At 57.7% G+C, this 25,651-nt stretch carries 29 protein-coding genes and 2 tRNA genes; 24 read left to right on the top strand and 7 right to left on the bottom strand.

Annotation, left to right across the window (positions count from 1 at the left end):
• Window positions 1–26 precede the first annotated feature (26 nt).
• Window positions 27–2,444, top strand: coding sequence for a TonB-dependent receptor (locus IC37_RS17295; RefSeq protein WP_030132366.1), 2,418 nt, complete (start codon window positions 27–29; stop codon window positions 2,442–2,444).
• 84 nt (window positions 2,445–2,528) lie between these two features.
• Here the strand turns inward: IC37_RS17295 and IC37_RS17290 are convergent, their stop codons facing one another.
• Window positions 2,529–3,812, bottom strand: coding sequence for an FAD-binding oxidoreductase (locus IC37_RS17290; RefSeq protein ID WP_030132365.1), 1,284 nt, complete (start codon window positions 3,810–3,812; stop codon window positions 2,529–2,531).
• Window positions 3,813–3,995: 183 nt separating this feature from the next.
• On the opposite strand from IC37_RS17290, the gene IC37_RS17285 reads away from it, so the two are divergent.
• The 4 genes from IC37_RS17285 (at window position 3,996) to IC37_RS17265 (ending at window position 6,279) form a co-directional block, all read left to right on the top strand.
• Window positions 3,996–4,072: transfer RNA gene (locus IC37_RS17285), tRNA-Val, on the top strand.
• Between the two features lie 444 nt (window positions 4,073–4,516).
• Window positions 4,517–4,984, top strand: a complete 468-nt coding sequence (locus tag IC37_RS17275; RefSeq protein WP_081729430.1) for an anti-virulence regulator CigR family protein — start codon at window positions 4,517–4,519, stop codon at window positions 4,982–4,984.
• Between the two features lie 161 nt (window positions 4,985–5,145).
• Window positions 5,146–5,655, top strand: a complete 510-nt coding sequence (locus IC37_RS30580; RefSeq protein WP_081729429.1) for a hypothetical protein — start codon at window positions 5,146–5,148, stop codon at window positions 5,653–5,655.
• Window positions 5,656–5,823: 168 nt separating this feature from the next.
• Window positions 5,824–6,279, top strand: a complete 456-nt coding sequence (locus tag IC37_RS17265; RefSeq protein ID WP_030132362.1) for a DUF2214 family protein — start codon at window positions 5,824–5,826, stop codon at window positions 6,277–6,279.
• 200 nt (window positions 6,280–6,479) lie between these two features.
• Here the strand turns inward: IC37_RS17265 and csrA are convergent, their stop codons facing one another.
• Complete coding sequence (gene csrA, locus IC37_RS17260; protein ID WP_007905913.1) at window positions 6,480–6,674, bottom strand: carbon storage regulator CsrA; 195 nt, start codon at window positions 6,672–6,674, stop codon at window positions 6,480–6,482.
• Between the two features lie 249 nt (window positions 6,675–6,923).
• Here csrA and IC37_RS17255 point away from each other — a divergent pair, with 249 nt between their 5' ends.
• Window positions 6,924–7,289 carry a sporulation protein gene (locus tag IC37_RS17255; protein ID WP_030132361.1) on the top strand — a complete coding sequence of 122 codons (366 nt, stop codon included), beginning with the start codon at window positions 6,924–6,926 and terminating at the stop codon, window positions 7,287–7,289.
• A gap of 100 nt (window positions 7,290–7,389) precedes the next feature.
• Here the strand turns inward: IC37_RS17255 and IC37_RS17250 are convergent, their stop codons facing one another.
• The gene (locus IC37_RS17250; protein ID WP_030132360.1) at window positions 7,390–8,079 is read right to left on the bottom strand and encodes an endonuclease; all 690 of its coding nucleotides are present in this window, start codon (window positions 8,077–8,079) and stop codon (window positions 7,390–7,392) included.
• A gap of 4 nt (window positions 8,080–8,083) precedes the next feature.
• On the bottom strand, window positions 8,084–8,374 hold the full coding sequence (locus tag IC37_RS17245; protein WP_030132359.1) for a DUF1654 domain-containing protein: 291 nt from the start codon (window positions 8,372–8,374) through the stop codon (window positions 8,084–8,086).
• A 232-nt stretch (window positions 8,375–8,606) separates the two neighbouring features.
• On the opposite strand from IC37_RS17245, the gene IC37_RS17240 reads away from it, so the two are divergent.
• Genes IC37_RS17240 through IC37_RS17210 form a run of 7 tightly spaced genes read left to right on the top strand, consistent with a single transcriptional unit; the run spans window position 8,607 to window position 15,603 of the window.
• Window positions 8,607–9,560 (top strand): sugar ABC transporter substrate-binding protein, encoded by a 954-nt coding sequence (locus IC37_RS17240; RefSeq protein ID WP_030132358.1) that lies wholly within the window; start codon window positions 8,607–8,609, stop codon window positions 9,558–9,560.
• Window positions 9,561–9,616: 56 nt separating this feature from the next.
• A complete protein-coding gene (locus IC37_RS17235) occupies window positions 9,617–11,170 on the top strand; it encodes a sugar ABC transporter ATP-binding protein (RefSeq protein WP_030132357.1) in 1,554 nt (517 codons plus the stop codon).
• The gene (locus IC37_RS17230; protein ID WP_030132356.1) at window positions 11,167–12,144 is read left to right on the top strand and encodes an ABC transporter permease; all 978 of its coding nucleotides are present in this window, start codon (window positions 11,167–11,169) and stop codon (window positions 12,142–12,144) included. The genes IC37_RS17235 and IC37_RS17230 overlap by 4 nt, the downstream gene beginning before the upstream one ends.
• A 3-nt stretch (window positions 12,145–12,147) precedes the next feature.
• Entirely contained in the window at window positions 12,148–13,167 is a 1,020-nt protein-coding gene (locus IC37_RS17225; protein ID WP_030132355.1) for a LacI family DNA-binding transcriptional regulator, read from the top strand.
• 55 nt (window positions 13,168–13,222) lie between these two features.
• Complete coding sequence (gene rbsK, locus IC37_RS17220) at window positions 13,223–14,140, top strand: ribokinase (RefSeq protein WP_030132354.1); 918 nt, start codon at window positions 13,223–13,225, stop codon at window positions 14,138–14,140.
• Entirely contained in the window at window positions 14,137–14,541 is a 405-nt protein-coding gene (rbsD, locus tag IC37_RS17215; protein WP_030132353.1) for a D-ribose pyranase, read from the top strand. The genes rbsK and rbsD overlap by 4 nt, the downstream gene beginning before the upstream one ends.
• A gap of 33 nt (window positions 14,542–14,574) precedes the next feature.
• Window positions 14,575–15,603, top strand: coding sequence for a nucleoside hydrolase (locus IC37_RS17210; protein ID WP_030132352.1), 1,029 nt, complete (start codon window positions 14,575–14,577; stop codon window positions 15,601–15,603).
• A gap of 40 nt (window positions 15,604–15,643) precedes the next feature.
• Here the strand turns inward: IC37_RS17210 and IC37_RS17205 are convergent, their stop codons facing one another.
• The gene (locus tag IC37_RS17205) at window positions 15,644–15,850 is read right to left on the bottom strand and encodes a hypothetical protein (RefSeq protein ID WP_030132351.1); all 207 of its coding nucleotides are present in this window, start codon (window positions 15,848–15,850) and stop codon (window positions 15,644–15,646) included.
• 132 nt (window positions 15,851–15,982) lie between these two features.
• Here IC37_RS17205 and IC37_RS17200 point away from each other — a divergent pair, with 132 nt between their 5' ends.
• Complete coding sequence (locus IC37_RS17200; protein ID WP_030132350.1) at window positions 15,983–16,288, top strand: hypothetical protein; 306 nt, start codon at window positions 15,983–15,985, stop codon at window positions 16,286–16,288.
• A 164-nt stretch (window positions 16,289–16,452) separates the two neighbouring features.
• Window positions 16,453–16,770 carry an I78 family peptidase inhibitor gene (locus IC37_RS17195; RefSeq protein WP_030132349.1) on the top strand — a complete coding sequence of 106 codons (318 nt, stop codon included), beginning with the start codon at window positions 16,453–16,455 and terminating at the stop codon, window positions 16,768–16,770.
• Between the two features lie 72 nt (window positions 16,771–16,842).
• Here IC37_RS17195 and IC37_RS17190 read toward each other — a convergent pair whose 3' ends face one another.
• Window positions 16,843–17,055, bottom strand: coding sequence for a cold-shock protein (locus IC37_RS17190; protein WP_007905882.1), 213 nt, complete (start codon window positions 17,053–17,055; stop codon window positions 16,843–16,845).
• 290 nt (window positions 17,056–17,345) lie between these two features.
• Window positions 17,346–17,648 (bottom strand): hypothetical protein, encoded by a 303-nt coding sequence (locus IC37_RS17185; protein WP_030132348.1) that lies wholly within the window; start codon window positions 17,646–17,648, stop codon window positions 17,346–17,348.
• Window positions 17,649–18,022: 374 nt separating this feature from the next.
• On the opposite strand from IC37_RS17185, the gene thrS reads away from it, so the two are divergent.
• From thrS to IC37_RS17140, 9 genes are all read left to right on the top strand, one after another.
• Window positions 18,023–19,945: a threonine--tRNA ligase gene (thrS, locus tag IC37_RS17180; RefSeq protein ID WP_008007259.1), complete on the top strand. Its 1,923-nt coding sequence runs from the start codon at window positions 18,023–18,025 to the stop codon at window positions 19,943–19,945.
• The gene (infC, locus tag IC37_RS17175; protein WP_172668659.1) at window positions 19,945–20,496 is read left to right on the top strand and encodes a translation initiation factor IF-3; all 552 of its coding nucleotides are present in this window, start codon (window positions 19,945–19,947) and stop codon (window positions 20,494–20,496) included. Before thrS ends, infC begins: the two co-directional genes overlap by 1 nt.
• A 60-nt stretch (window positions 20,497–20,556) precedes the next feature.
• Window positions 20,557–20,751, top strand: coding sequence for a 50S ribosomal protein L35 (gene rpmI / locus IC37_RS17170; RefSeq protein WP_002553160.1), 195 nt, complete (start codon window positions 20,557–20,559; stop codon window positions 20,749–20,751).
• A gap of 28 nt (window positions 20,752–20,779) precedes the next feature.
• On the top strand, window positions 20,780–21,136 hold the full coding sequence (rplT, locus tag IC37_RS17165) for a 50S ribosomal protein L20 (protein ID WP_007905879.1): 357 nt from the start codon (window positions 20,780–20,782) through the stop codon (window positions 21,134–21,136).
• A 109-nt stretch (window positions 21,137–21,245) separates the two neighbouring features.
• The gene (gene pheS, locus IC37_RS17160) at window positions 21,246–22,262 is read left to right on the top strand and encodes a phenylalanine--tRNA ligase subunit alpha (RefSeq protein WP_007905876.1); all 1,017 of its coding nucleotides are present in this window, start codon (window positions 21,246–21,248) and stop codon (window positions 22,260–22,262) included.
• A 26-nt stretch (window positions 22,263–22,288) separates the two neighbouring features.
• Window positions 22,289–24,667, top strand: a complete 2,379-nt coding sequence (gene pheT, locus IC37_RS17155) for a phenylalanine--tRNA ligase subunit beta (RefSeq protein WP_030132347.1) — start codon at window positions 22,289–22,291, stop codon at window positions 24,665–24,667.
• 3 nt (window positions 24,668–24,670) lie between these two features.
• On the top strand, window positions 24,671–24,973 hold the full coding sequence (ihfA, locus tag IC37_RS17150) for an integration host factor subunit alpha (RefSeq protein ID WP_002553164.1): 303 nt from the start codon (window positions 24,671–24,673) through the stop codon (window positions 24,971–24,973).
• On the top strand, window positions 24,954–25,310 hold the full coding sequence (locus IC37_RS17145; protein ID WP_003179985.1) for a MerR family transcriptional regulator: 357 nt from the start codon (window positions 24,954–24,956) through the stop codon (window positions 25,308–25,310). Before ihfA ends, IC37_RS17145 begins: the two co-directional genes overlap by 20 nt.
• Before the next feature lie 89 nt (window positions 25,311–25,399).
• Window positions 25,400–25,476: transfer RNA gene (locus tag IC37_RS17140), tRNA-Pro, on the top strand.
• The last annotated feature ends 175 nt before the right edge of the window (window positions 25,477–25,651 follow it).

Raw genomic sequence — 25,651 nt, 5'->3', positions numbered from 1 at the left:
GTGAACGAATCAAGAGAACTCTATCAATGCCCGCACCTTGCTGTCCGCGCCCGGCTTCTTCCCGCCTGCGTCCGTTGTTGCACCTGAGCCTGTTGCTGGGCCTGAGTGCCAGTCCGTTATTCATCACTGCCAGTTGGGCCGAAGACAGTGCCCGGCGCAATTATCAGGTGCCTGCCGGCAGCCTGAGCGATGCGCTGACCCGGTTCGCCGGTCTGTCTGGGGTCAATCTCTCGGTCGACCCGGCACTGGTGGGCGGTCGCACCAGTCCCGGTCTTTCCGGCGAATACGCGGTCGAGGAGGGCTTTGCCCGGCTGTTGCAGGGCTCCGGTCTGCAACTGCAACCGGTGGGCGAACAAGCCTACATGCTGACCCCGGCGCCAGAAGGCAGCAGCCTGCAACTGGCCCCCACCTCGATTCTCGGTGCCACAGGCGGGGCGGACGGTGAGGTGTATGCCGGCGGCCAGGTCGCGCGCCGCGGTTCGCAAGGCTTGCTAGGCTCGAAAGACTTCATGGAAACGCCGTTCAGCATGACCACCTACACCGGCGAGGCGGTCAAAAACCTGCAGGCTCGTACCTTGGGCGACCTGATCGCCAGTGATCCCTCGGTTCGCGCCACCAACCCGGCGGGTGGGCGTTATGAGCAGTTCACCATTCGCGGGTTCAGCCTGTTCAACAGTGATGTCGCCTACAACGGTCTCTACGGCGTCCTGCCGACTTACACGATCGATATGGAGATGGCCGACCGCGTCGATATCATCAAAGGCCCGAGCCAGCTCTTCAACGGCATCTCGCCGCGGGGCAGTGTGGGTGGCGGGATCAACGTGGTGCCCAAGCGCGCGACCGACAAGCCCATCACTTCGTTTACCGGTAGCTACGCTTCCGACAACCAGGTCGGCGGTGCCGTGGATGTCGGCCGGCGCTTTGGTGAAGACAACAAGTTCGGTATTCGCTTCAACGGCGTGAAGCAGTCCGGCGACACTGAATGGGATCACCAGAGTGTCGACCGCGAGATGGCCGTGTTGGGCCTGGATTTTCGCGGTGAACGCCTGCGACTCTCGACGGACATCGGGCGCACCGAGCGTGATACCGACGCCCCGCAGGAGCGCGTGCAGGTCGGCGCCAATGCCAAGGTGCCGAACGCGAACGATGTGCGCGACAACTATGCGCAGCCCTGGAGCAAGGCGAGTACCAATGACACGTTTGGGACGGTGAACGGCGAATTCGATGTCAGCGATTACGTCATGCTGTACGGAGGCGTGGGCGCGCGTAAAAGCAATCATGACTTCCTTCGGCATGCCGTTGCGGTCACCAATGATGCCGGCGATTTCAGCGTTCAGCCGCGTGACTTCACCCGTGACGAAAATGTCCGGACGGCCACGGCAGGGGTGCGCAACTGGTTTCATACCGGTCCGGTGAGTCATGAGGTCAATCTGGCTGCCAGCTATTTCTACATGGACTTCGAAAATGGCGGCGCCCGTTATGCCGCGGCCCGCAGCAACCTCTACGACCCCGTGGAAACACCAACACCTGTAAGACCCACTCGACTCGATTCGAAGGTCTACACCGAGAATCGTTTTAGCGGCATGGCGTTGTCCGACACCTTGGGTTTCTTCGATGACCGGCTGCTGCTGACCCTCGGCGCCCGCTGGCAGCGCGTGAAGGTCGACGACTGGACGGATGATGTCAAAGGTGCCACGGCCTACGATGAGGAAAAGGTTTCGCCGTCGGGCGGTATCCTGTTTAAGGCAACCGATAAGCTGTCGCTGTATGCCAACTACATGGAGGGCCTGAGCCAGGGCAAGATCGCGCCGTCGACCTCTGTGAACGAGGACGAGATTTTCCCGCCGTTCATCAGTCGGCAGGTCGAGGTCGGCGCCAAGTATGACGCGGGTGTGTTCGCCGTGACTGCTGCGGTGTTCCGGATCAAGCAGCCGGCCTATGAGACCAATGCCACGACGCGGGTTTTCGGCCCTAACGGCAAGCGCGAGAATACGGGCGTGGAGCTGAGTGTGTTCGGTGAGCCGCTCAAGGGTTTTCGCCTGCTCGGCGGCGTCATGTACATCGACAGTGAATTGAACAACACCACCAATGGCACCTTTGACGGCAACCGGGCACCGGCCACGCCGAAATACAACGTCAACCTGGGCGCCGAGTGGGACGTACCGACCGTGCAGGGCCTGACCCTGACCAGTCGCGGCCTCTATTCCAGCTCGCAGTATCTGGACCAGTCCAACAACAAGGAAATCGACTCCTGGGAGCGTTTCGACGTAGGTGCACGCTACGCGTTCAAGATCGACGAAAAGAACATCACCCTACGTGCCAATGTCGAGAACGTGGCGGACAAACGCTACTGGAGTTCGGCCGGGGCCTCGGATGACAGCGAGCCTGGCTTGACGTTGTCGACCCCGCGCACCTACCTCCTTTCGGCAACCGTCGACTTCTGAGTGAACCGCTTTACGTAGGAGCCAGGCTTGCCGGCGAAGGCGCATGTGATGACGCCTTCGCTGGCACCTTTTCACCTCTATCGGTCAGTATCCGAACTTGTCCCGCAATCCGTAATACCAGGCGCCCAACGCCGCGAACGGCGTACGCAGCAATTGTCCGCCGGGGAACGGGTAGTGGGGCAGGTCGGCAAAGGCGTCGAAGCGCTCGGCCTGACCGCGCAAGGCTTCGGCCAGCACTTTGCCCGCCAGGTGTGTATACGTCACGCCATGACCACTGCAACCCTGCGAATAGTAGATGTTGTCGCCCAGCCGTCCGACCTGAGGAAGGCGCGATAGCGTCAGCAGGAAATTGCCGGTCCAGGCGTAATCGATTTTCACGTCCTTGAGTTGCGGGAAGGCCTTGAGCATCTTCGGTCGAATGATCGCCTCGATGTTCGCCGGATCGCGCGCGCCATAGACCACGCCGCCACCGAAAATCAGGCGTTTGTCAGCGCTCAGGCGGTAGTAGTCGAGCAGGTAGTTACAGTCTTCGACGCAGTAGTCCTGAGGCAGCAGGCGCTTGGCCAATTCATCGCCCAAGGGTTCGGTGGCGATCACTTGAGTCCCGCAGGGCATCGACTTGGCCGCCAGTTCCGGCACCAGATTGCCGATATAAGCGTTGCCGGCGACGATAATGAATTTGGCCCTGACCTTACCCTGAGGCGTATGCACCACCGGATTGGCGCCGCGCTCGATGCGCACCGCTGGCGACTGCTCGTAAATAGTGCCGCCCAGCGACTCCACGGCTGCTGCCTCGCCCAAGACAAGATTGAGCGGATGAATATGCCCGCCGCTCATGTCGAGCATGCCGCCGATGTATTGATCGCAAGCCACCACTTCACGGATGCGTCGCTGATCCAATAGCTCAAGTTGCGTGTGGCCGAAACGTTCCCACAGGCGCTTCTGGGATTCCAGATGGCCCATCTGCTTGGCGGTGATGGCGGCGAACACACCGCCATCCTTCAGGTCGCACTGGATGTTGTATTTGGCCACCCGCTCACGAATGATCCGTCCACCCTCAAACGCCATTTGCCCCAGCAGTTGAGCTTGCTTGGGGCCGACACTGCGCTCGATCACATCGATATCACGGCTGTAGCTGTTAACGATCTGGCCACCGTTACGCCCCGATGCGCCAAAACCTACTTTGGCGGCTTCCAGGACCGTTACCCGAAAACCGTTCTCCAGCAGAAACAAGGCAGAGGACAGTCCGGTATAACCGGCGCCGATGACACAGACATCAGTCTCTACATCATCCTGCAAGGCCGGGCGCGGCGGCGCCGCATTGGCCGACGCGGCGTAATAGGATTCTGGGTAGGGAGTGTTCGCCATCCTGCAGCCTCTGTTTAATATATTTTACGAGTGCATCGATCCTACCCGAGTTAAAAATCGACCGCCAGCCAGCGGAAAATCTTCTTTGCGGCCGTTAAATTAAATATTTTGCATATTCATAGGGTTAGGTGAAAAAAAGGTGTTGACACCCCTCCGGAATTCCGTAGAATGCCGCCTCACAGCAGGCACGTAGCTCAGTTGGTTAGAGCACCACCTTGACATGGTGGGGGTCGTTGGTTCGAGTCCAATCGCGCCTACCAAACAAAATCCGCTCTGCTGGGCGGTCTAGAAGGGCTCACCGAAAGGTGGGCCCTTTTTTGTTGTCTGCGATTTAAAAGCTTTTGTGAAGGCCCCACTTAAAACGCCAATTCGGCGCCCACCTCCAAGTACTCGATTTTCTTTTCGTCGTGCCCCATCAGCGCCTGAATATATTCCTGCTTGAAACCCTGCTGTTCGTACAGTCATGTCCCCAATGCGCGGATCTCGCTCTCGCAGAGAGGATCGGGCCGTTATCGCCAGGCTGAAGTGACGAAGGTTGTTAGTTTCACCTGGCCCAGCTATCTACTGACTGGGCCAGCTCTGCTCTCCGTTCGTTCGATTTTTGCGTCTGGCCCTGTGGCCAACTCCGGTGAACACAGTTTCTGAACTAACACAGCCATAACCGTCTACATTGCAAGGGGCATCCCCTTTCTGAGAGAACGGATATGTTTAGATCTCGCTCGTTGATTGCCGCTATGACGTGTCTTGCTTTGGCGTCCGGTTCAATGACTGCATTGGCCGACCCGGGAAACGGGAAGGGCCAGGGAAGCGGCAAGGGAAATCCACAAAACATCCAGGACCATGGCAATTCCGGCCATGGCAACAAAGGCAAAGGTTCAGGGGATGGCGATTGGAGTCACGGCCCCAGCGTCAACCACAGTAGCGTCCTTGGAATCGTGGGCGGTTATCGCGACTACTGGAGCCCCGGGCCCGCCTTGCCCCCCGGCATTCAAAAAAATCTCGCCCGCGGAAAACCGCTGCCGCCGGGGATTGCCAAAAAACTCGATGGTCGATTGCTCGGCAGGCTTCCGCACTACGATGGCTACGAGTGGCGGCAGGCTGGTACAGACCTGATATTGATAGCGATCGCTACTGGAATCATCTATGAGGTTCTCAATGGCGCGTTCGATTGATATGAAGGCGCCCCTTACAGAATGACGACCAGCAAAACCACGGGTAGCGGTGTGCATGTTCGATAACTGCATATTGCCTGCCCGCTGGTCATCGGCTTTTGAACTGTTGAAGGTTGCAATTGTCAGTTTCTCCATACAAAACAACCCTCACGGAATTCGCCATGTTATTAAAAAATAAAAGCCTCGCTGCTGTCATGTCGTGCGTAATGATGCTGGCAGCGGCCCCATTACTGCCTGCTGAACTGTCCATCATGAGCGCTGCATATGCGAAAGATGGCGGCGGTAACGGCGGTAACGGCGGTGGCAATGGTGGTGGTAACGGTGGCGGTAACGGCGGTGGCAATGGTGGTGGTAACGGTGGCGGTAACGGTGGCAGCGGCGGCCACGGCGGTTCCGGGCATTCTGGCGGCGGCAGCAGCAATGGCCGTGGCGCAGGCCTGAGTAGCGATCACACAGGCAAAGCCGTCCGGGACCATGGCGTCAGTGGCAACCACTATGGTAGCGAACGTAACAGTGACCGCGGCCATGGCTCAGTCACTTCAGGCATTGCGCATTCCAGGGACACGCGAGGGGTGGCGAAAGCCTCTGCCATTTCGGCATCTACGCCCGGCGTTCACAACACAAAAGGGTTGAGCAACGCTCGCACTTCGATTTCAAAACGAATCGATTAAGCCCAAGTACTCTTAAAGCCGGGTATCCATCAGGAGCCCGGTTTTTTTGCGCCCGCTATTTGCCAATAGAGTCGCAGCCTATCAGCACAGCCACATGCGTGAGCAAATTCCACACGATGGACTACTACTGTAAAGCGCATTCAACTTTGTCCCGATGGGAGTATGTCGATGCTGGCTCACTGGTTTCTGGCGGCGATTCACCTCTTGGCCTTTGCGCTGGGCTTCTGGGCCGTACTGACTCGCGGCACGGCTTTTCGTCGTCTGAATGCCGGGTTGGGGGAGGCTCGCAGCGTTTTGGTGGCGGATAATCTGTGGGGGATCTCTGCCGTCATTCTCTTGGTCACGGGTGCGATGCGAGCCTTTGGCGGGTACGGAAAAGGCACTGATTACTATCTCCACCAACCGCTGTTTCATCTCAAAATGACGCTCTTCGTCTTCATCCTGTTGCTTGAAATTGCGCCGATGGTGGTGCTGATCAAATGGCGGATTGCGCTGGGGCGTGGGGCGGCGATCGATACCGGGCGCGCAACGCTGTTTGCCCGTATCAGTCATATCGAAGCGCTGCTGTTGGTGCTGATGGTCGTGGCCGCCACGGGAATGGCGCGTGGGGTAACGTTTGGTTAGCCGAGAAGGAGGAAGCTCTTTCTCGCAGCAAAACCGAAACGTCTGACAGTCATGGTATGAGACGGGGGCGGGGCGGTAGTATCGGCTCCACGTTGCGACTGTTTCGCAAAGAGAGGCTGGGCGCAGAGCGAAGCGGTGCTTGAATCTTTAGCCAGCCGTTATTCGAGGCTGAATGGGCTGGCTACTGACCACCGCAGGATTCAGGGTGTTTGCGGCTTGTCTGGGGCGGTCAGGCCAGCCTGAATGCGTTGATAGATTTCTTCGCGATGCACCGCAACGTCTTTCGGGGCGTTGATGCCAATCCTGACTTGCTGGCCGCTAACGCCCAGAATGGTGATCGTAATATTGTCACCGATGTTTATGCTTTCACCGACTTTGCGGGTGAGTATCAGCATGGTTTTCTCCTTGATTGCTTTGTAGGGCACCTGATTCGGACAGTGCAGAGGTCGGTATAGGTATAGATTAGTGCGAAGTCTCGCAGTTTGGGTGCCTCTTTCTGACGCGCAGATGCTGCATTAATTCCCAAGGTGTAACTATACAGAGGCCGCAACCATCATTCTCGTTGTTTTGCGCCAAATTTGCGGCGCTCGAGACGGATCCATGAGTGTTAAAATCGCAGCTTTCAGCATTCAGAGGGAAGCGTTGTGCGCAAAATGGCCTTGGTAATCGCATTATTGACGTTGGCCGGGTGCGATGAGGGTAGGGGGGTTGACGCTCAAAAGCCGCAACCGGCAGTCGCTTCCGCACCCGCGGCGACAACCGGTCCGCAATGGGACGTCGAAGTGCGCGGCGAAACCCCCCAGGCGGTCAGCGACCTGAGCGGCTGGTTGATTGAGCATAGCTTCGTTTCCAACGTCATCAGGGAGAATGGAAAGGTTCGTATTCTGGTCGGACCGTTCAATTCGAAAACCGAGGCAGAAGCCAAGCAAGCTGAGGTGACGGCAGCGCTCACCCGGGCGAAAAAAAGGAACATCGAGTCACTGGTCGTTGAACACCCGACGGCTCAGTAATCGTCTGGGCCACTCACTGGTGCTATAACAAAAGCCGCGGTTAGAAACGAACAAAGGCCTGGGGTGTACTGCCCCAGGCCTTTGTTTTTTCAGCGGTGGGTCAGTCGCAGGTTTTCATGTCTACCGGGCCGACAAACTCGTTGCCGCGCCCCATCACGCACGCCACGCTCTGGTTGCGCTGACGTTCCCAGGCCTGTACCGGATAGGTCTTGTTCCAGGCTTCATACAGTTGCCGATCTTGTTTTGACAGGCGCAAACCGTACTGCTTGCTCATGTAGAAATACGTGCGGGCGATCATGCCGCGAATGGAAGGGCGGGGCATGACCTTCTTTGCCTTGAAGTCGACCTGTGTCAGGCATGAGCCGTATTGACCCGATTGCACGGGCAACCAGCCGAAGCTGAAGTTGCTGCGATCGCCATTCACCTCGCCGATGCTTGGCACCAGATTGTGCAGATCGGCCTCGGCTTTCTGATAGGTCGGGTCGTACCGCGTGCAGTTCTTGCGACCGCCTTGTTGCCAGCACTCGCGCTGATGGCCGATCTGCCAGGCCGGGACAATGTGCTCCCACTCGATGCGCGAGGCGCGCTTGGCGTTTTTGCGCGGCACGTAACCGCAGGCGGCGAGGTTTACGCGGTTGCCGGTGTATTTGCAGCCGCAATAAAACTCGGTGGATTGCGGTGCGTATAACTTCCACGCGACTTTCTTGGCTTCGTTGAAGGTGCGTGGGGCGCCAGCCTGGGCGCCGAGGGTGATGAGCAGAAACAGTAAAGCCAACCAGCGGACACTCATCGACTCAATCTTCCTTCGGCACAACCCAGAAAATCTGCACACCGCCATCGTCGCGATGGGCGAGGGTGACGTTGTCGTTCTCGTCGATTTCTTCGAGCAAGCGTTCCCACTCGTCCACGGGTTCGTCCTGAAGACGGAAGATCAGTGCTGCTTTGGCTTTCTGTGCGGTTGGGGAATTGATGATTTTCTGAACGCGCATACCCAGGCGTTCGTAGGCGTCAGGAGAGACAGAGGGAGGGGCCACGGAATTATCCTTATTAAGCTGTACGTGCATACAGTATTTAACTGTAAGCATTTTCGCAACTGCTTAAAATTCAAGAAAATCCTCTGACAGTAGTTTTTTCCTTTTGGTGTAGGACGGTGGGAAATTTTTTTGCCACAGAACAGATCGTTGACAAATTCCGGGAGGATTCGCATAGTTCGGTCTACGCAAACGTTTGCGCGGCCTCCTTGACGGCTTGATCCCGTGAAGGTCAGAGTCCAGCGCAAAGCGTTGCTCAAAATAATCATAAGATCGGAGTGAATCCATGAAGCTGCCATTCGCTGGACGTCTTCTCGCTGTCGCTATGCTGGCTGCCGCATCCGCCGCTTTGCCCCTCTCTTCGGCTTTCGCCGACACTGAAAAACCTAAAGTCGCCCTGGTCATGAAATCCTTGGCCAACGAATTCTTCCTCACTATGGAAGATGGCGCCAAGGCCTACCAGAAAGACCATTCCGGCGATTTCGAGCTGATCTCCAACGGCATCAAGGACGAAACGGACACGGCCGGCCAGACGCGTATCGTCGAGCAGATGATTCTGGCCAAGGTCAATGCGCTGGTCATCGCGCCAGCTGACTCCAAGGCCATGGTTCCGGTCATCAAGAAAGCGGTCGATGCCGGTATTACCGTGATTAACATCGACAACCAACTCGATCCGGCCGTCGTCAAAAGCAAAAACATCACGGTTCCGTTCGTAGGCCCGGATAACCGCAAAGGCGCGCGTCTGGTGGGTGAGTACCTGGCCAAACAGCTGAAGGCTGGTGACGAAGTCGGCATCATTGAAGGCGTTTCCACCACCACCAATGCCCAGCAGCGCACGGCGGGCTTCAAGGATGCGATGGAAGCGGCGCAGATCAAGGTCGTGTCCCTGCAGTCCGGCGATTGGGAAATCGACAAGGGCGGTAAGGTGGCCTCGTCGATGCTCAGCGAATACCCGAACATCAAGGCCTTGCTGGCCGGCAACGACAGCATGGCCGTCGGCGCAGTATCTGCCGTGCGCGCAGCGGGCAAGGCCGGCAAGGTGCAAGTGGTCGGATATGACAACATCAACGCCATCAAGCCAATGCTCAAGGATGGCCGCGTCCTGGCCACCGCTGACCAGTTTGCTGCCCGGCAAGCGGTGTTCGGCATCGAGACCGCGCTGAACATCATCAAAGGCGAGAAAGTCGATAGCGGCGTCAACGGCGTCATCGAAACTCCGGTAGAGCTGGTTACCCAGTAGTCTTTCTGGCGACACAACAGTGCTCGCCTCCTGGGGCGAGCACATGGAGAGTTTTTATGTCAGTTTGCACCCCGGACGCTGTCCTCTCGGTCAGCGGTATCGGTAAGACCTACGCCCAACCTGTCCTCACCGGCATCGACCTGACGCTGATGCGCGGCGAAGTGCTGGCGTTGACCGGCGAGAATGGCGCCGGCAAAAGCACCTTATCGAAGATCATTGGTGGGCTGGTCACACCGACCACCGGTCAGATGCAATTCCAGGGGCAGGATTACCGTCCCGGCAGCCGGAGCCAGGCCGAAGAGCTGGGCATCCGCATGGTCATGCAAGAGCTCAATCTGTTGCCGACGTTGTCGGTGGCGGAAAACCTGTTTCTCGACAACCTGCCCAGCCACGGTGGCTGGATCAGCCGCAAGCAACTGCGCAAGGCGGCGATCGAGGCTATGGCCCAGGTCGGCCTCGATGCCATCGACCCGGATACCTTGGTCGGTGAATTGGGTATCGGCCATCAGCAAATGGTCGAGATCGCCCGCAACCTGATCGGCGATTGCCATGTGCTGATCCTCGATGAACCGACAGCAATGCTCACGGCCCGTGAAGTCGAAATGCTGTTCGAGCAGATCACTCGCCTGCAGGCTCGCGGCGTGTCGATCATCTACATTTCCCACCGCCTCGAAGAACTGGCGCGGGTGGCCCAGCGCATTGCTGTATTGCGCGACGGCAACCTGGTCTGTGTCGAGCCGATGGCCAATTACAACAGCGAGCAACTGGTCACCCTGATGGTCGGCCGTGAATTGGGCGAGCACATCGACATGGGGCCGCGCAAGATCGGCGCGCCGGCCTTGACGGTCAAAGGACTGACCCGTTCCGATAAGGTTCGCGATGTGTCCTTCCAGGTGCGCGCCGGTGAAATTTTCGGAATTTCCGGTTTGATCGGGGCAGGGCGCACCGAGTTGCTGCGCCTGATCTTCGGCGCCGATACAGCCGACAGCGGCACCGTCGCGCTGGGGGAGTCGGCTCAGGTGGTGAGTATTCGTTCGCCGGCCGACGCGGTCGGTCACGGCATCGCCCTGATCACTGAAGATCGCAAGGGCGAAGGCCTGCTGCTGACGCAATCGATCAGCGCCAACATTGCCTTGGGCAATATGCCGGTGATTTCCAGCGGTGGCTTCGTCAATAACAGTGACGAGATGTCTCTGGCCCAGCGTCAGATCAACGCCATGCGCATTCGCAGTTCCAGCCCGGCGCAATTGGTCTCGGAGCTGTCCGGCGGCAATCAGCAGAAAGTCGTGATCGGCCGCTGGCTCGAGCGCGACTGCTCGGTGATGCTGTTCGACGAGCCGACCCGTGGCATCGACGTCGGCGCCAAGTTCGATATCTACGCATTACTCGGTGAGTTGACCCGTCAGGGCAAAGCGCTGGTAGTGGTGTCCAGCGACTTGCGCGAACTGATGCTGATCTGCGATCGCATCGGTGTGCTGTCGGCAGGGCGTCTGATCGACACTTTCGAGCGTGACAGCTGGACCCAGGATGATTTGCTTGCCGCCGCTTTCGCCGGCTACCAAAAACGTGATGCGTTGCTCAACGAAGCAGCGCCTAGGGATCTTCCATGAATACTGCATCTTTGGCCGGCAAACGTAGTGGCAATTTTTACGGCCTCGGCACTTATCTGGGCCTGGCCAGTGCCTTGCTGGCGATGGTCGCGCTGTTCTCGATGCTGAGCAGCCATTTCCTGTCTTACGACACCTTCAGCACTCTGGCCAACCAGATTCCCGATTTGATGGTGCTGGCGGTCGGCATGACCTTCGTATTGATCATCGGCGGTATCGATTTGTCGGTGGGATCGGTGCTGGCGCTCGCGGCCTCGGCGGTCAGCGTGGCGATTCTCGGTTGGGGCTGGAGCGTCTTGCCTGCGGCCTTGCTCGGCATGGCGGTAGCGGCATTGGCCGGGACTATCACCGGTTCGATCACCGTGGCGTGGCGGATTCCGTCGTTCATCGTGTCCCTCGGCGTGCTGGAAATGGCGCGGGGCCTGGCGTACCAGATGACCGGTTCGCGCACCGCCTACATCGGTGATGCCTTCGCCTGGCTGTCCAACCCCATCGCGTTCGGCATCTCGCCGTCATTCATCATCGCCTTGCTGATTATCTTCATCGCCCAGGCCGTGCTGACGCGTACGGTGTTCGGTCGTTACCTGATCGGCATCGGCACCAACGAAGAGGCGGTGCGTCTGGCGGGGATCAATCCCAAACCCTACAAGATTCTGGTGTTCAGTCTGATGGGGTTGTTGGCCGGTATCGCTGCGTTGTTTCAAATTTCTCGCCTGGAAGCGGCGGACCCGAATGCGGGCTCCGGTCTGGAGTTGCAAGTTATCGCTGCGGTCGTGATCGGCGGCACCAGCCTGATGGGCGGGCGCGGTTCGGTCATCAGCACGTTCTTCGGCGTCCTGATCATCTCGGTACTGGCGGCAGGTCTGGCGCAGATCGGTGCGACCGAACCCACCAAACGCATCATCACCGGTGCGGTGATCGTGGTGGCGGTGGTGCTTGATACTTATCGCAGTCAGCGCGCAAGCCGGCGGACCTGAGTCATGGCAACAATCAAGGATGTAGCGGCACTCGCGGGTATTTCCTACACCACGGTTTCCCACGTGGTGAACAAGACGCGGCCGGTCAGTGACGAAGTGCGGATCAAGGTCGAGGCTGCGATCAAAAGCCTCGACTACGTGCCCAGTGCCGTGGCTCGGTCGTTGAAAGCGAAAACCACCGCGACCATCGGCCTGCTGGTGCCTAACAGCCTCAACCCGTACTTCGCCGAGTTGGCCCGTGGCATCGAGGATTACTGCGAGCGCAACGGCTATTGCGTCATCCTCTGCAACTCCGACGACAACCCGGACAAGCAGCGCAGCTACCTTCGCGTGTTGCTGGAAAAGCGCATTGACGGCTTGATCGTTGCCTCGGCTGGTGGTGACAGCGGGCTGGCCGAAGGTCTGGCGGGTGTGCGTACGCCAATGGTGATCGTCGACCGAGGGCTCGAAGGCGTCGATGCGGATCTGGTGCGCATCGATCACGAATACGGTGCCTATCTGGCGACCCGACACCTGTTGGATCTGGGGCATCGGGACATCGCCACGATTGGTGGGCCGGCGAGTACCAGCGTGGCGCAGATGCGTCTGGCCGGTTATTGCCGCGCCTTGAAGGAGGCGGGCATCGAAGTGCCGTGCGAGCGCATGCTGGAAAGCGACTTCACCAGCACCGGCGGTTACAACGCCGCTGCGATCCTGCTCGAAAACAATCCACCCAGCGCGATCTTCGCCGGCAACGACATGATTGGCATCGGTGTGTTGCGCGCCGCTGCCGAGCGCAATATTCGTGTGCCCACCGAGTTGTCGGTGATCGGCTTCGACGACATTCAGATGAGCCGTTACGTCTATCCGGCGCTGACCACCGTGGGCCAGTCGATCCTGCAGCTTGGCGAGATGGCGGCCGAAGTGCTGCTGCGCAGGATTGCCACACCGGATCTGGCGACCGATCAACGCATCGTGACGCCCAGTATTATCCTGCGCGAATCGACTGCGCCACTGGCTGGTGTGTTTGCCCACTTCCGTTGAAAACAGACAATCGTCAAACCAAAAGCACCGCTGAAACCGAATTGATGAGTGATGTATGCCAGCAAAAGTAGTGGTAATAGGCAGCCTGAACATGGACCTGGTAACCCGGGCGCCACGGCTGCCCCGTGGTGGTGAAACGCTGATCGGCCAATCGTTTACCACGGTTTCCGGCGGCAAGGGCGCGAACCAGGCCGTGGCCGCGGCGCGGCTGGGGGCGCAGGTGTCGATGGTCGGTTGTGTCGGCAGCGACGCCTATGGCGAAGCGTTGCGGGGGGCGTTGTTGGCCGAGCAGATCGATTGCCAGGCGGTCAGCACGGTCGAAGATTCCAGTGGCGTGGCGTTGATCGTGGTCGATGACAATAGTCAGAACGCGATCGTGATTGTTGCCGGTGCCAACGGTGCGCTGACGCCCGAAGTGATCGACCGTTTCGACGCGGTGTTACAAGCGGCGGATGTCATTATCTGTCAGCTGGAAGTGCCGGATGCCACGGTCGGCCATGCTCTGAAACGCGGTCGTGAGCTGGGTAAAACCGTGATTCTCAATCCGGCGCCGGCCAGTCGCCCGCTGCCTGCGGATTGGTATGCGTCCATCGATTACCTGATCCCTAACGAAAGCGAAGCCTCGGCCTTGAGCGGTTTGCCAGTGGACTCCCTGAGCACCGCCGAAACCGCCGCGATCCGCTTGATCGCCATGGGCGCCGGCAAAGTGATCATCACCCTGGGTTCCCAAGGATCACTGTTCGCCGATGGCAAACGCTTTGAGCATTTCCCTGCTCCGAAGGTGAAGGCGGTCGACACCACCGCAGCCGGCGACACGTTCGTCGGTGGTTTCGCAGCAGCCTTGGCGGCCGGCAAAAGCGAGGTCGAGGCGATCCGCTTCGGCCAGGTCGCCGCAGCGCTGTCGGTCACCCGGGCTGGCGCGCAACCTTCGATTCCCACCTTGTCCGACGTACAGGCCTTTAAAGCACCATGAAAAAGACTCCTTTGCTCAACGTCGCACTGTCGCGGCTGATCGCCTCTCTTGGTCATGGCGACACGGTCGTGATCGGCGATGCCGGCCTGCCGGTTCCGCCTGGCGTCGAATTGATCGACCTGGCCTTGACCCACGGGATTCCGGATTTCGTCAGTACCTTGAAGGTTGTGCTCAGCGAAATGCAGGTCGAAAGCCATGTGCTGGCCCATGAGATTCTGGACAAAAAACCGTCGGCCTTGAGCACGCTGGATGAACTGAATGCCGAAGGTGCGCTGGGCCGGCGTGAACTGCTCAGTCATGACCAATTCAAAGTACTCAGCCGACAAGCACGGGCGATTATTCGTACAGGCGAATGTCAGCCGTACTGCAACATCGTGCTGGTGGCTGGAGTAACGTTTTAACTTTCCGTTCTTCCCACGCACAAGGAGTGCGCTATGCACCGCTATGCTCAGAAACTGCACCACCTGCTCCGGAGTCTGCTGCTTTTGTCCCTGATTACCGCAACAAGCGCCCAAGCGGCGGAAAAGATCGACTTGATCATCGACACCGATCCGGGTGCCGATGACGTGGTCGCCTTGCTGTTTGCCCTGGCATCGCCGGAAGAGCTGAATATTCGTGCGCTGACCACCGTTGCGGGCAATGTGCGTCTGGACAAGACCTCGCGTAATGCCCGTCTGGCCCGTGAGTGGGCAGGGCGCGAGGAGGTGCCTGTTTATGCGGGCGCACCGAAACCGATGATGCGCACGCCGATCTATGCCGAGAACATCCACGGCAAGGAAGGTCTGTCGGGTGTCACCGTGCACGAGCCGAAGAAAGGCCTGGCCGAAGGCAATGCGGTCAACTATCTGATCGATACCCTGAAGGCCGCCAAACCCCACAGCATCACCATCGCCATGCTCGGTCCACAAACCAACCTGGCCCTGGCGCTGATCCAGGAGCCTGAAATCGTTCAGGGCATCAAGGAAGTGGTGATCATGGGCGGTGCGCACTTCAACGGCGGCAACATCACCCCGGTGGCCGAGTTCAACCTGTTCGCCGATCCTCAGGCTGCGGAAGTGGTGCTGAAAAGTGGCGTCAAGCTGACTTACCTGCCGCTGGACGTGACCCACAAGATCCTGACCAGTGAAGCGCGCCTGAAGCAGATCGCCGCCCTGAACAACAATGCCAGCAAACTGGTGGGCGATATTCTCAACGAGTACGTCAAAGGCGACATGGAGCATTACGGCATTCCGGGTGGTCCGGTGCATGACGCCACAGTCATCGCTTACTTGCTCAAGCCAGAGCTGTTCACCGGGCGTTCCGTCAATGTTGTGGTTGATAGCCGCGAAGGGCCGACCTTCGGCCAGACCATTGTCGACTGGTATGACGGCCTGAAAGCGCCGAAAAATGCCTTCTGGGTTGAAAATGGCGACGCTCAGGGCTTCTTCGACCTGCTGACCCAGCGTCTGGCTCGCCTGAAGTAAGCTGTATACCCGCAGGTGCCAGCCTGCGGGTTTTTACGCGTCATTCGGTCTCTGTTGCGCCCATATAGTTCGCGGGGTACTTCTCGAACACTTGTGTGATGAATGTCTGGGCGGCTTGCGTCCCCAGTTCCTTGACCAGTAAATCAATACCAATGATCGCCAACTCTTCCGGGCTGCCCGGACTGTAAGAGCTATGGCCCTGTGGCCACTTGGCTTTGATGTCGGCGTCGATGCTTACGGTGGTCATGATGGCGCTCGTGAAGTCGGAAAAGGCTGAGTGTCGAGTTAACCATTTTGCGGGATGTTTGGCACTCCGACTTAGGCATGAGGGGAGGGCTATGCGACACTTGGTCTTTGACGAATTTTCAAGGACCGTGCTGTGCAGATCGATTTGAACACTCCTGACGGCTTGACCCTCGAAGCGGTGCGTCAGCTGCTGGCCTCTGCCAGCGACGATGAACACACTCAGCTGCGGGTCACCAAGGGCGGCATCGCCTACATTTCGTCGGGCATTGTGGGCGGCACTGATATCGACGGGTTGCTGTTCCGCCTGGAAACCTGGGCCAAGGGTTCCGGTTATGTCGGGCGGGTCGCGGCCAGCGATGAGGTCTGGGTCATGCAGATTTTCAATGCGCTCAAGCAGAACTGGCCCAAGCCGTCTTTTGACTACATCGACGTTTATTGAGCGCAGTTCATATTCAGTCACGATTGAGTGATGAACGGCATGACGATGCTCAGGCACACTCGTCGCGGTCCGGATCTAGGGCAGGGTGACAGTGCCTGCCTGAAACCAAACGCCAAAATGGCGGTCGCACGATCTCAGCTTAACTATTGAAAAAAGGAGGCTTCATGCCTTGGAAGCTCGCGTCATTGGGTACTTTGTTGGTTGCCACTCTGCTGGCCGGTTGCAGCAGCACGTCCACCGATTCGGCGAAGGACCCTGTGGCGACCGACACTGGCCACAGCCGTTGTGAAGCAAAGGCTGCCGAATTCACCATTGGCAAAAAGGCTTCGCCCGAATTGCTCGAGCAGGCACGTACCCGCGCAGGCGCGCAGAATGCCCGGTTCCTCAAGCCTAACGACATGGTGACCCTGGAGTACCGCTCCGATCGCCTGAACCTGAACACCGACAACAACCTGGTGGTCACTCGCGTCAACTGCGGCTGATTGCTTCAGGCTTTTGTTTCGCCCATAAAAAACCCCGTCACATGGACGGGGTTTTTTTAGTGCGGCAGAAAATTACTCTGCGCGGACTTGTGCAGCTTGCATACCCTTTTGGCCTTTCTCAGCCACGAAGGAAACGGTCTGGCCTTCTTTCAGGCTTTTGAAACCGTCGCTTTCGATAGCTTTGAAGTGTACGAACAGGTCGTCACCGCCACCTTGAGGAGTGATGAAGCCGAAGCCTTTTTCATCGTTGAACCATTTAACGGTGCCGGTTTGGCGATTAGACATGGTGTATCTCCAAGAAACATATATTTTCAGTAGTACTGTGCTGCTCAGGCCAACTGGGCACACCGGACTATCATAGTCGAAATGTTCGCTTTGGGAGCCCCCTGGGTGTGCTGTTTGCCCTGCAGTCGCGTTTGCTTTGTTGCTTCGTGTGGCTGAAAGCCCCGGTTTAAAAGGCTTTCAGCCGAAAGTAAAGACAATAAAAAAAGCTGAAAAACCTGCACAATTTGTACGAAAAAGCTAAATTCCATCACTTTTTATCGGCGGTGAGCCGAGTTAAAAGGGCTTTGTTCTCACTTTTTCGCCGGTGCATTGGCCTTGCATTTAGCTATCTGACCCAGCGCTTTCTGTTGCAGTTCAGGGCTGGCCTTGTTGTCCATCAGGGATTGAATGTCGCTGGCCGGGTACGATTTGATCGCGTCGGCACCACAAGCGCAGTGAGACTTGGCTGCCGCAGCGCCGATCTGCGGAGTGGCCGCCTGAGTGCACTGAGCCATGTATTTCTCGCGCTCGCCCTTTGGCCAATCGGCATGGGCAGCCAGCGGCAGCAACAGGGCGACGGGTGCGACGATGGCGAATAAACGATTCAGACGCATGCTGAGATGCTCCTTTTGGGTCGATGTCTTGTTATCTGAGGGGTAAAGCGGGGTTCAAGTTCAGCACTCTGGCATAAAAATGCCTGATTTGCCCCAGCAGAAAACCTTGCCGCCGCGACGACCGTTCATCTGTGCTAGCATGCTTCGCTCGGGCGTTTGCAGGCTCCGGATGACCTTCAGTCCCGGCAGCGGCAGCGGCTCGAATAACCCTGATTTGAATCCCAGTCACTCTGGTTCGGTTTTCCGGTTGGCCGCAAGGCTCCTGCCGCTGTAAGGCAGGCGTTCGTTATTGAATGGCCTGGATCGGATCTTGTACTGGCTCATCCCAACCCACGTGACCTTTGGTAGGGGTCACCACTAGGAGAGGAGGCGCCATGCCAACTATTACTCTTCCCGACGGCAGTCAACGTTCATTCGATCACCCGGTTTCCGTAGCCGAGGTCGCCGCATCCATCGGTGCCGGTCTGGCCAAGGCCACCGTGGCCGGCAAGGTCAATGGCAAGCTGGTCGACGCCAGCGACATCATCGACAGCGATTCCTCGCTGCAAATCATTACGCCAAAGGATGAAGAGGGGCTGGAGATCATTCGCCACTCTTGCGCCCACCTGGTTGGCCATGCGGTCAAGCAGCTGTACCCGACGGCCAAAATGGTTATCGGTCCGGTCATCGATGAAGGTTTCTATTACGACATCGCCTTCGAGCGTCCTTTCACTCCGGACGACCTGGCCGCCATCGAACAGCGCATGCAGCAGCTGATCGAGAAAGATTACGACGTGATCAAGAAAGTCACTCCGCGTGCCGAAGTGATCGAAGTGTTCAAGGCTCGTGGTGAAGACTACAAGTTGCGCCTGGTCGAAGACATGCCGAACGAGCAGGCCATGGGCCTGTACTATCACGAAGAATACGTCGACATGTGCCGCGGTCCGCACGTGCCGAACACGCGCTTCCTGAAATCCTTCAAGCTGACCAAGCTGTCCGGCGCCTACTGGCGTGGCGATGCCAAGAACGAGCAATTGCAGCGTGTTTACGGCACCGCATGGGCAGACAAGAAGCAGCTGGCGGCCTACATCCAGCGCATCGAAGAAGCCGAGAAGCGCGATCATCGCAAGATCGGCAAGCGTCTGGGCCTGTTCCACACCCAGGAAGAGTCGCCGGGCATGGTGTTCTGGCACCCGAACGGCTGGACTTTGTACCAGGTGCTTGAGCAGTACATGCGCAAGGTTCAGCGCGACAATGGCTATCTGGAGATCAAAACTCCACAAGTCGTTGACCGCAGCCTGTGGGAGAAATCCGGGCACTGGGCCAACTACGCCGACAACATGTTTACCACTCAGTCGGAAAACCGCGACTACGCCATCAAGCCGATGAACTGCCCGTGCCACGTGCAGGTGTTCAATCAGGGCCTGAAAAGCTACCGCGAGCTGCCGATGCGTCTGGCCGAGTTCGGTGCCTGCCACCGTAACGAGCCGTCGGGTGCGCTGCACGGCATCATGCGCGTTCGCGCCTTCACTCAGGACGATGCTCACATCTTCTGTACTGAAGAGCAGATGCAGGCCGAATCCGCTGCGTTCATCAAGCTGACCATGGACGTTTATGCCGACTTCGGCTTCAAAGACGTCGAGATGAAGCTGTCCACTCGTCCGGAAAAACGCGTCGGTTCCGACGAACTGTGGGATCGCGCCGAAGCTGCACTGGCTGCAGCCCTTGATAGCGCTGGCTTGCCGTACGATCTGCAACCGGGCGAGGGTGCGTTCTACGGTCCGAAGATCGAATTCTCACTGAAAGATTGCCTCGGCCGTGTCTGGCAATGTGGTACCCTTCAGCTCGATTTTAACCTGCCTGTCCGTCTGGGAGCCGAATACGTCTCCGAAGATAACAGTCGCAAGCACCCGGTGATGTTGCACCGGGCGATCCTGGGCTCCTTCGAACGTTTCGTCGGAATCCTGATCGAGCACTACGAGGGTGCGTTCCCCGCGTGGCTGGCTCCGACCCAGGCAGTGATCATGAATATCACTGATAAACAGGCTGATTTTGCTGCTGAGGTTGAAAAAACCCTCAATGAAAGCGGATTTCGTGCCAAGTCTGACTTGAGAAATGAAAAGATCGGCTTTAAAATCCGCGAGCATACTTTGCTCAAGGTTCCCTATCTCTTGGTTATCGGAGATCGGGAAGTCGAGATGCAGACTGTCGCTGTGCGTACTCGTGAAGGTGCTGACCTGGGCTCGATGCCCGTCGCCCAGTTCGCTGAGTTTCTCGCGCAAGCGGTTTCCCGGCGTGGTCGCCCAGATTCGGAGTAATTATTATTAAGCGTGAAATGAGACAAGATAAACGAGCTGCACCGAAAGCCCCGATCAACGAGAATATCTCGGCACGCGAGGTTCGGTTAATTGGAGCTGAAGGTGAGCAGCTTGGGATTGTGTCAATTGAAGACGCGCTTCTTAAGGCTGAAGAGGCCAAGCTGGATTTGGTGGAGATTTCCGCCGATGCAGTACCTCCTGTTTGCAAGCTGATGGACTACGGCAAATCGATCTTCGAGAAGAAGAAGCAGGTTGCCGCGGCCAAGAAAAACCAGAAGCAGATTCAGGTTAAAGAAATCAAGTTTCGTCCAGGGACGGAGGAAGGGGATTACCAGGTAAAACTGCGCAACCTGGTACGTTTCCTGAGTGATGGGGACAGGGCCAAGGTATCCTTGCGATTCCGCGGCCGTGAGATGGCCCACCAGGAGCTGGGGATGGAACTCCTCAAGCGAGTTGAAGGTGACTTGCTCGAGTACGGTTCGGTCGAACAGCATCCTAAGATGGAAGGACGCCAGCTGATCATGGTCATCGCCCCGAAAAAGAAGAAGTAATCAATAGGGCACGGCAGGCCTTCTGATTATGTTTATCAACTGAATGCGGAGTATCCGAACATGCCAAAGATGAAAACTAAAAGTGGTGCTGCTAAGCGGTTTCTGAAAACTGCTAACGGTATCAAGCACAAGCACGCTTTCAAGAGCCACATCCTGACTAAAATGTCGACCAAGCGTAAGCGTCAACTGCGCGGTAGCAGCTTGCTGCATCCGTCTGACGTGGCAAAAGTCGAGCGCATGCTGCGCCTTCGTTAATTTTAGTCAAGAATAGAGGAAGTAACTCATGGCTCGTGTAAAGCGTGGCGTCATTGCCCGTAAACGTCACAAAAAAATTCTGAAACTTGCTAAAGGCTACTACGGCGCTCGCTCGCGCGTATTCCGTGTTGCCAAGCAAGCGGTAATCAAGGCAGGCCAATACGCCTACCGTGACCGTCGTCAGAAAAAACGTCAGTTCCGCGCTCTGTGGATCGCTCGTATCAACGCTGGTGCACGTATCAACGGTCTGTCCTACAGCCGTTTCATCGCCGGCCTGAAAAAAGCGTCCATCGAGATCGACCGTAAGGTTCTGGCTGATCTGGCAGTGAACGAAAAAGCGGCGTTTGCTGCGATTGTCGAGAAAGCTAAAGCCACCTTGGCTTAAGTACCCCCGACAGTCACCCGGCCTCACCTCTGTGGGGCCAGGTGTTAAACGTCATAAATAGGGGAAGAGCCTTCAAGCTCTTCCCCTATTTTGTATCTGGAGTCTGTACATGGAAAACCTGGATGCGCTCGTCTCTCAAGCACTAGAGGCTGTGCAAAGCGCTGAAGATATCAATGCCCTGGAGCAAATCCGGGTTCACTACCTTGGCAAAAAGGGCGAATTGACTCAGGTGATGAAGACCCTGGGGAATTTGCCGGCAGAAGAGCGTCCGCAAGTCGGTGCGCTGATCAACGTTGCCAAGGAGCGTGTCACAGAGGTTCTCAATGCTCGCAAGGCACTGTTTGAAGAGGCCGACCTGGCCGCCAAACTGTCTGCCGAGTCCATTGACGTGACCCTGCCTGGCCGCGGTCAGACCTCCGGTGGTCTGCATCCGGTTACTCGCACTCTGGAACGTATCGAACAGTTCTTCACTCACATCGGCTACGGCATCGCCGAAGGCCCTGAGGTCGAAGACGACTATCACAACTTCGAAGCGCTCAACATCCCAGGCCATCACCCGGCCCGGTCGATGCATGACACCTTCTATTTCAATGCCAACATGTTGTTGCGCACCCATACCTCGCCGGTACAGGTCCGCACCATGGAATCGAAACAGCCGCCGATCCGCATCGTCTGCCCAGGCCGTGTGTACCGTAGCGACTCCGATATCACTCACTCCCCGATGTTTCACCAGGTCGAAGGCCTGCTGGTCGATCGCGATATCAATTTCGCTGACCTGAAAGGCACCATCGAAGAGTTCCTGCGTGTGTTCTTCGAGAAAGAACTGGCCGTGCGTTTCCGCCCTTCGTACTTCCCGTTCACCGAGCCATCCGCCGAAGTCGACATGGAATGCGTGATGTGCAGCGGTAAAGGCTGCCGTGTCTGCAAGCAGACTGGCTGGCTGGAAGTCATGGGCTGCGGCATGGTTCACCCGAACGTGCTGCGTATGTCCGGGATCGACCCGGAAGAGTTTTCGGGCTTTGCCTTCGGCATGGGCGTTGAGCGTCTGGCCATGCTGCGTTACGGCGTGAACGACTTGCGTCTGTTCTTCGACAACGACTTGCGGTTCCTCGCGCAATTTCGCTAGTCGTAACGAATTCTTAGGAGAGCAGGATGAAATTCAGTGAACAATGGCTGCGTGGCTGGGTAAGCCCGCAGGTAAATCGCGACGAGCTGGTTGCTCGTCTGTCGATGGCCGGTCTTGAGGTCGATAGCGTTACGCCGGCCGCCGGTGAATTCAGTGGCGTGGTGGTGGGCGAGGTGCTCAGCACCGAGCAGCACCCGGACGCCGACAAGTTGCGCGTTTGCCAGGTCAGCAATGGCTCGGAGACTTTCCAGGTAGTGTGCGGTGCGCCAAACGTGCGCCCGGGCCTGAAGATTCCGTTCGCCATGATCGGTGCCGAACTGCCAGGCGACTTCAAAATCAAGAAAGCCAAGCTGCGTGGCGTTGAATCCAACGGCATGCTGTGCTCCCAGGCCGAGCTGCAAATCGGCGAAGGCAACGATGGCCTGATGGAGTTGCCGGCCGATGCGCCGGTTGGTCAGGACATTCGTGAATACTTGAGCCTGGACGACGCCAGTATCGAGGTCGACCTGACCCCGAACCGCGGCGACTGCCTGTCCCTGGCCGGTCTGGCTCGTGAAGTGGGCGCGCTGTACGCCGCCAAAGTCACTCGCCCGGATGTTGCTAGCGTTCCGGCCGTGCACGATGAAGTGCGTTCCGTTGAAGTGCTGGCACCGGCCGCGTGCCCGCGTTACCTGGGTCGTGTGATCCGTAACGTCGACCTGTCCAAGCCTACGCCGCTGTGGATGGTCGAGCGTCTGCGTCGTGCAGACGTGCGCAGCATCGACGCTGCCGTCGACATCACTAACTACGTGATGCTGGAACTGGGTCAACCGCTGCACGCGTTCGATCTCGCCGAAATCAATGGCGGCATCCGCGTGCGTATGGCCGAAGAGGGCGAGAAGCTGGTGCTGCTCGACGGTCAGGAAGTCAGCCTGCGTAGCGATACGCTGGTGATTGCTGACCACGCTCGTGCGTTGGCCATTGCTGGCGTCATGGGTGGCGAGCACAGCGGTGTGTCCGCGACAACGCGCGATGTATTCCTGGAAAGCGCGTTCTTTGATCAGATTGCCGTCGCTGGCAAGGCTCGTTCCTACGGCCTGCACACCGATGCCTCGCACCGCTACGAGCGTGGCGTGGATTGGCAGCTGGCCCGTGAAGCCATGGAGCGTGCCACTGGCCTGCTGCTGGAAATCACCGGTGGCGAAGCGGGTCCGATCATCGAAACCGTTAGCGAGCAGCACCTGCCGTCGATCGCGCCGATTACTTTGCGTGCCCAACGCATCACCCAGATGCTGGGCATGGAGATGGATTCGGCCGAAATCGAACGTCTGCTCAGCGCCTTGGGCCTGACCATTTCTGCCGATGGGGCAGGGCAGTGGCGCGTTGAAGTGCCAAGCTTCCGTTTCGATATCAGTCTGGAAGTCGATCTGATCGAAGAGCTGGCCCGTCTGTACGGTTATAACCGTCTGCCGGTTCGCTACCCGCAAGCCCGTCTGGCGCCGCAAGCCAAGGCTGAAGCGCGCAGCGATCTGCCTGAGCTGCGCCGTCTGCTGGTGGCTCGTGGTTATCAGGAAGCGATCACTTACAGCTTCATCGATCCGAAACAATTCGAGTTGTTTAATCCTGGTGTCGAGCCGCTGTTGCTGGCCAACCCGATTTCCAACGACATGGCCGCCATGCGTTCGTCCCTGTGGCCTGGTCTGGTCAAGGCGCTTCAGCACAACCTGAATCGTCAGCAGGATCGCGTCCGCCTGTTCGAAAGCGGCCTGCGCTTCGTCGGTCAGCTGGAAGGCCTGAAGCAAGAGCCGATGCTGGCGGGTGTGGTGTGTGGCAGCCGTCTGCCGGAAGGCTGGGCCCAAGGTCGCGATGTCGTGGATTTCTTCGACGTCAAAGCCGATGTGGAAGCGGTGCTGGGCTTCGCCGGTGCGCTGGATTCGTTCACATTCGTGCCGGGCAAACACCCTGCGTTGCACCCGGGTCAAACCGCGCGCATCGAGCGTGAAGGCCGTTTGGTAGGTTTCCTTGGCGCGATTCACCCTGAGTTGTCGAAAACCCTCGGTCTCGACCGTCCGGTCTTTGTTTTCGAGCTGGTTCTGGCCGAAGTAGCTTCGGGCAAAATGCCTAAATTCCAGGAGTTATCGCGCTTTCCTGAAGTGCGTCGTGACCTTGCACTGCTGGCGGATAAAGACGTTGCGGCCACAGCCGTACTGGACGTAATCCGTGAAAATGCAGGTGAATGGCTGACAGACCTCAGGCTATTTGACGTGTATCAGGGTAAAGGCATTGATCCGCATAGAAAAAGCCTTGCAGTTGGCTTGACCTGGCAGCATCCATCGCGCACTCTTAATGACGATGAGGTGAATACCACGACGCAAAACATCCTCACCTCGCTCGAACAAAGGTTGAACGCCACGTTAAGGAAGTGACGTATGGGGGCTTTGACGAAAGCTGAGATGGCGGAACGTCTGTATGAAGAGCTGGGCCTGAACAAGCGGGAGGCCAAGGAATTGGTCGAACTGTTTTTTGAAGAAATCAGGCACGCTCTTGAAGACAACGAACAAGTCAAATTGTCCGGTTTCGGCAATTTCGACCTTCGGGACAAACGCCAGCGGCCTGGCCGCAATCCGAAAACGGGAGAAGAAATCCCGATCACGGCTCGCCGTGTGGTCACCTTTCGTCCAGGGCAGAAGTTGAAGGCCCGAGTTGAGGCTTATGCTGGAACCAAGTCATAACGACGAACTACCCGTCATCCCGGGCAAACGCTACTTCACCATTGGTGAAGTCAGCGAGCTATGTGCGGTAAAACCGCACGTGCTGCGCTACTGGGAGCAGGAGTTTCCTCAACTCAACCCCGTCAAACGCCGCGGAAACCGCCGGTATTATCAGCGTCAGGACGTGCTGATGATCCGGCAGATCCGCGCGCTCCTTTACGATCAGGGGTTCACCATCGGCGGCGCACGCTTGCGTTTGTCCGGCGATGAAGCCAAAGACGACACCACCCAATACAAACAAATGATCCGCCAGATGATTGCCGAGCTTGAAGATGTTCTGGTGGTGCTCAAGAAATAAATTCCTGCTTTTAAATACTTCCAGTTTTCAAAAGCTTGCGATATATTCTTGAGCGTTCCTCGAGATGAGGGGCAGATTTAACGCCTAGTCGGGGCGTAGCGCAGTCCGGTAGCGCACTAGCATGGGGTGCTAGGGGTCGAGTGTTCGAATCACTCCGTCCCGACCATATAATTCAAGGGGTTGCGAGGTTTTATTTCGCGACCCCTTTTTATTTCTAGGCGTTTTTACCCCTACAAAACGGCTGGCTCTCAGTAGAATCCTCACCAGTTCCGTGTGAGTCGGCGTTTTTCAAGGTAGTTGTCGCGTCAACCGTCCAGCTATGCCGCTCTTTTCTCGTCCTG

Origin of the sequence: Pseudomonas sp. QTF5 (assembly GCF_000512695.2) — a bacterium.
Taxonomy (GTDB): Bacteria; Pseudomonadota; Gammaproteobacteria; order Pseudomonadales; family Pseudomonadaceae; genus Aquipseudomonas.
This window is presented reverse-complemented; position numbering and strand designations above follow the sequence as displayed.

Excerpts from the sequence above, each read along its gene's own strand:
- IC37_RS17245 (WP_030132359.1), bottom strand. The coding sequence starts at position 8,374 with ATGCTTACAGTTAAATACTGTATGCACGTACAGCTTAATAAGGATAAT.
- csrA (WP_007905913.1), bottom strand. The coding sequence starts at position 6,674 with ATGCTGATACTCACCCGCAAAGTCGGTGAAAGCATAAACATCGGTGAC.
- pheT (WP_030132347.1), top strand. The coding sequence starts at position 22,289 with ATGAAATTCAGTGAACAATGGCTGCGTGGCTGGGTAAGCCCGCAGGTA.
- IC37_RS17190 (WP_007905882.1), bottom strand. The coding sequence starts at position 17,055 with ATGTCTAATCGCCAAACCGGCACCGTTAAATGGTTCAACGATGAAAAA.
- IC37_RS30580 (WP_081729429.1), top strand. The coding sequence starts at position 5,146 with ATGTTATTAAAAAATAAAAGCCTCGCTGCTGTCATGTCGTGCGTAATG.
- ihfA (WP_002553164.1), top strand. The coding sequence starts at position 24,671 with ATGGGGGCTTTGACGAAAGCTGAGATGGCGGAACGTCTGTATGAAGAG.
- rplT (WP_007905879.1), top strand. The coding sequence starts at position 20,780 with ATGGCTCGTGTAAAGCGTGGCGTCATTGCCCGTAAACGTCACAAAAAA.
- IC37_RS17275 (WP_081729430.1), top strand. The coding sequence starts at position 4,517 with ATGTTTAGATCTCGCTCGTTGATTGCCGCTATGACGTGTCTTGCTTTG.
- IC37_RS17195 (WP_030132349.1), top strand. The coding sequence starts at position 16,453 with ATGCCTTGGAAGCTCGCGTCATTGGGTACTTTGTTGGTTGCCACTCTG.
- rpmI (WP_002553160.1), top strand. The coding sequence starts at position 20,557 with ATGCCAAAGATGAAAACTAAAAGTGGTGCTGCTAAGCGGTTTCTGAAA.
- IC37_RS17295 (WP_030132366.1), top strand. The coding sequence starts at position 27 with ATGCCCGCACCTTGCTGTCCGCGCCCGGCTTCTTCCCGCCTGCGTCCG.
- rbsK (WP_030132354.1), top strand. The coding sequence starts at position 13,223 with ATGCCAGCAAAAGTAGTGGTAATAGGCAGCCTGAACATGGACCTGGTA.
- IC37_RS17265 (WP_030132362.1), top strand. The coding sequence starts at position 5,824 with ATGCTGGCTCACTGGTTTCTGGCGGCGATTCACCTCTTGGCCTTTGCG.
- IC37_RS17250 (WP_030132360.1), bottom strand. The coding sequence starts at position 8,079 with ATGAGTGTCCGCTGGTTGGCTTTACTGTTTCTGCTCATCACCCTCGGC.
- IC37_RS17205 (WP_030132351.1), bottom strand. The coding sequence starts at position 15,850 with ATGACCACCGTAAGCATCGACGCCGACATCAAAGCCAAGTGGCCACAG.
- IC37_RS17185 (WP_030132348.1), bottom strand. The coding sequence starts at position 17,648 with ATGCGTCTGAATCGTTTATTCGCCATCGTCGCACCCGTCGCCCTGTTG.
- IC37_RS17145 (WP_003179985.1), top strand. The coding sequence starts at position 24,954 with ATGCTGGAACCAAGTCATAACGACGAACTACCCGTCATCCCGGGCAAA.
- IC37_RS17235 (WP_030132357.1), top strand. The coding sequence starts at position 9,617 with ATGTCAGTTTGCACCCCGGACGCTGTCCTCTCGGTCAGCGGTATCGGT.
- IC37_RS17290 (WP_030132365.1), bottom strand. The coding sequence starts at position 3,812 with ATGGCGAACACTCCCTACCCAGAATCCTATTACGCCGCGTCGGCCAAT.
- rbsD (WP_030132353.1), top strand. The coding sequence starts at position 14,137 with ATGAAAAAGACTCCTTTGCTCAACGTCGCACTGTCGCGGCTGATCGCC.
- IC37_RS17230 (WP_030132356.1), top strand. The coding sequence starts at position 11,167 with ATGAATACTGCATCTTTGGCCGGCAAACGTAGTGGCAATTTTTACGGC.
- IC37_RS17225 (WP_030132355.1), top strand. The coding sequence starts at position 12,148 with ATGGCAACAATCAAGGATGTAGCGGCACTCGCGGGTATTTCCTACACC.
- IC37_RS17240 (WP_030132358.1), top strand. The coding sequence starts at position 8,607 with ATGAAGCTGCCATTCGCTGGACGTCTTCTCGCTGTCGCTATGCTGGCT.
- pheS (WP_007905876.1), top strand. The coding sequence starts at position 21,246 with ATGGAAAACCTGGATGCGCTCGTCTCTCAAGCACTAGAGGCTGTGCAA.
- thrS (WP_008007259.1), top strand. The coding sequence starts at position 18,023 with ATGCCAACTATTACTCTTCCCGACGGCAGTCAACGTTCATTCGATCAC.
- IC37_RS17210 (WP_030132352.1), top strand. The coding sequence starts at position 14,575 with ATGCACCGCTATGCTCAGAAACTGCACCACCTGCTCCGGAGTCTGCTG.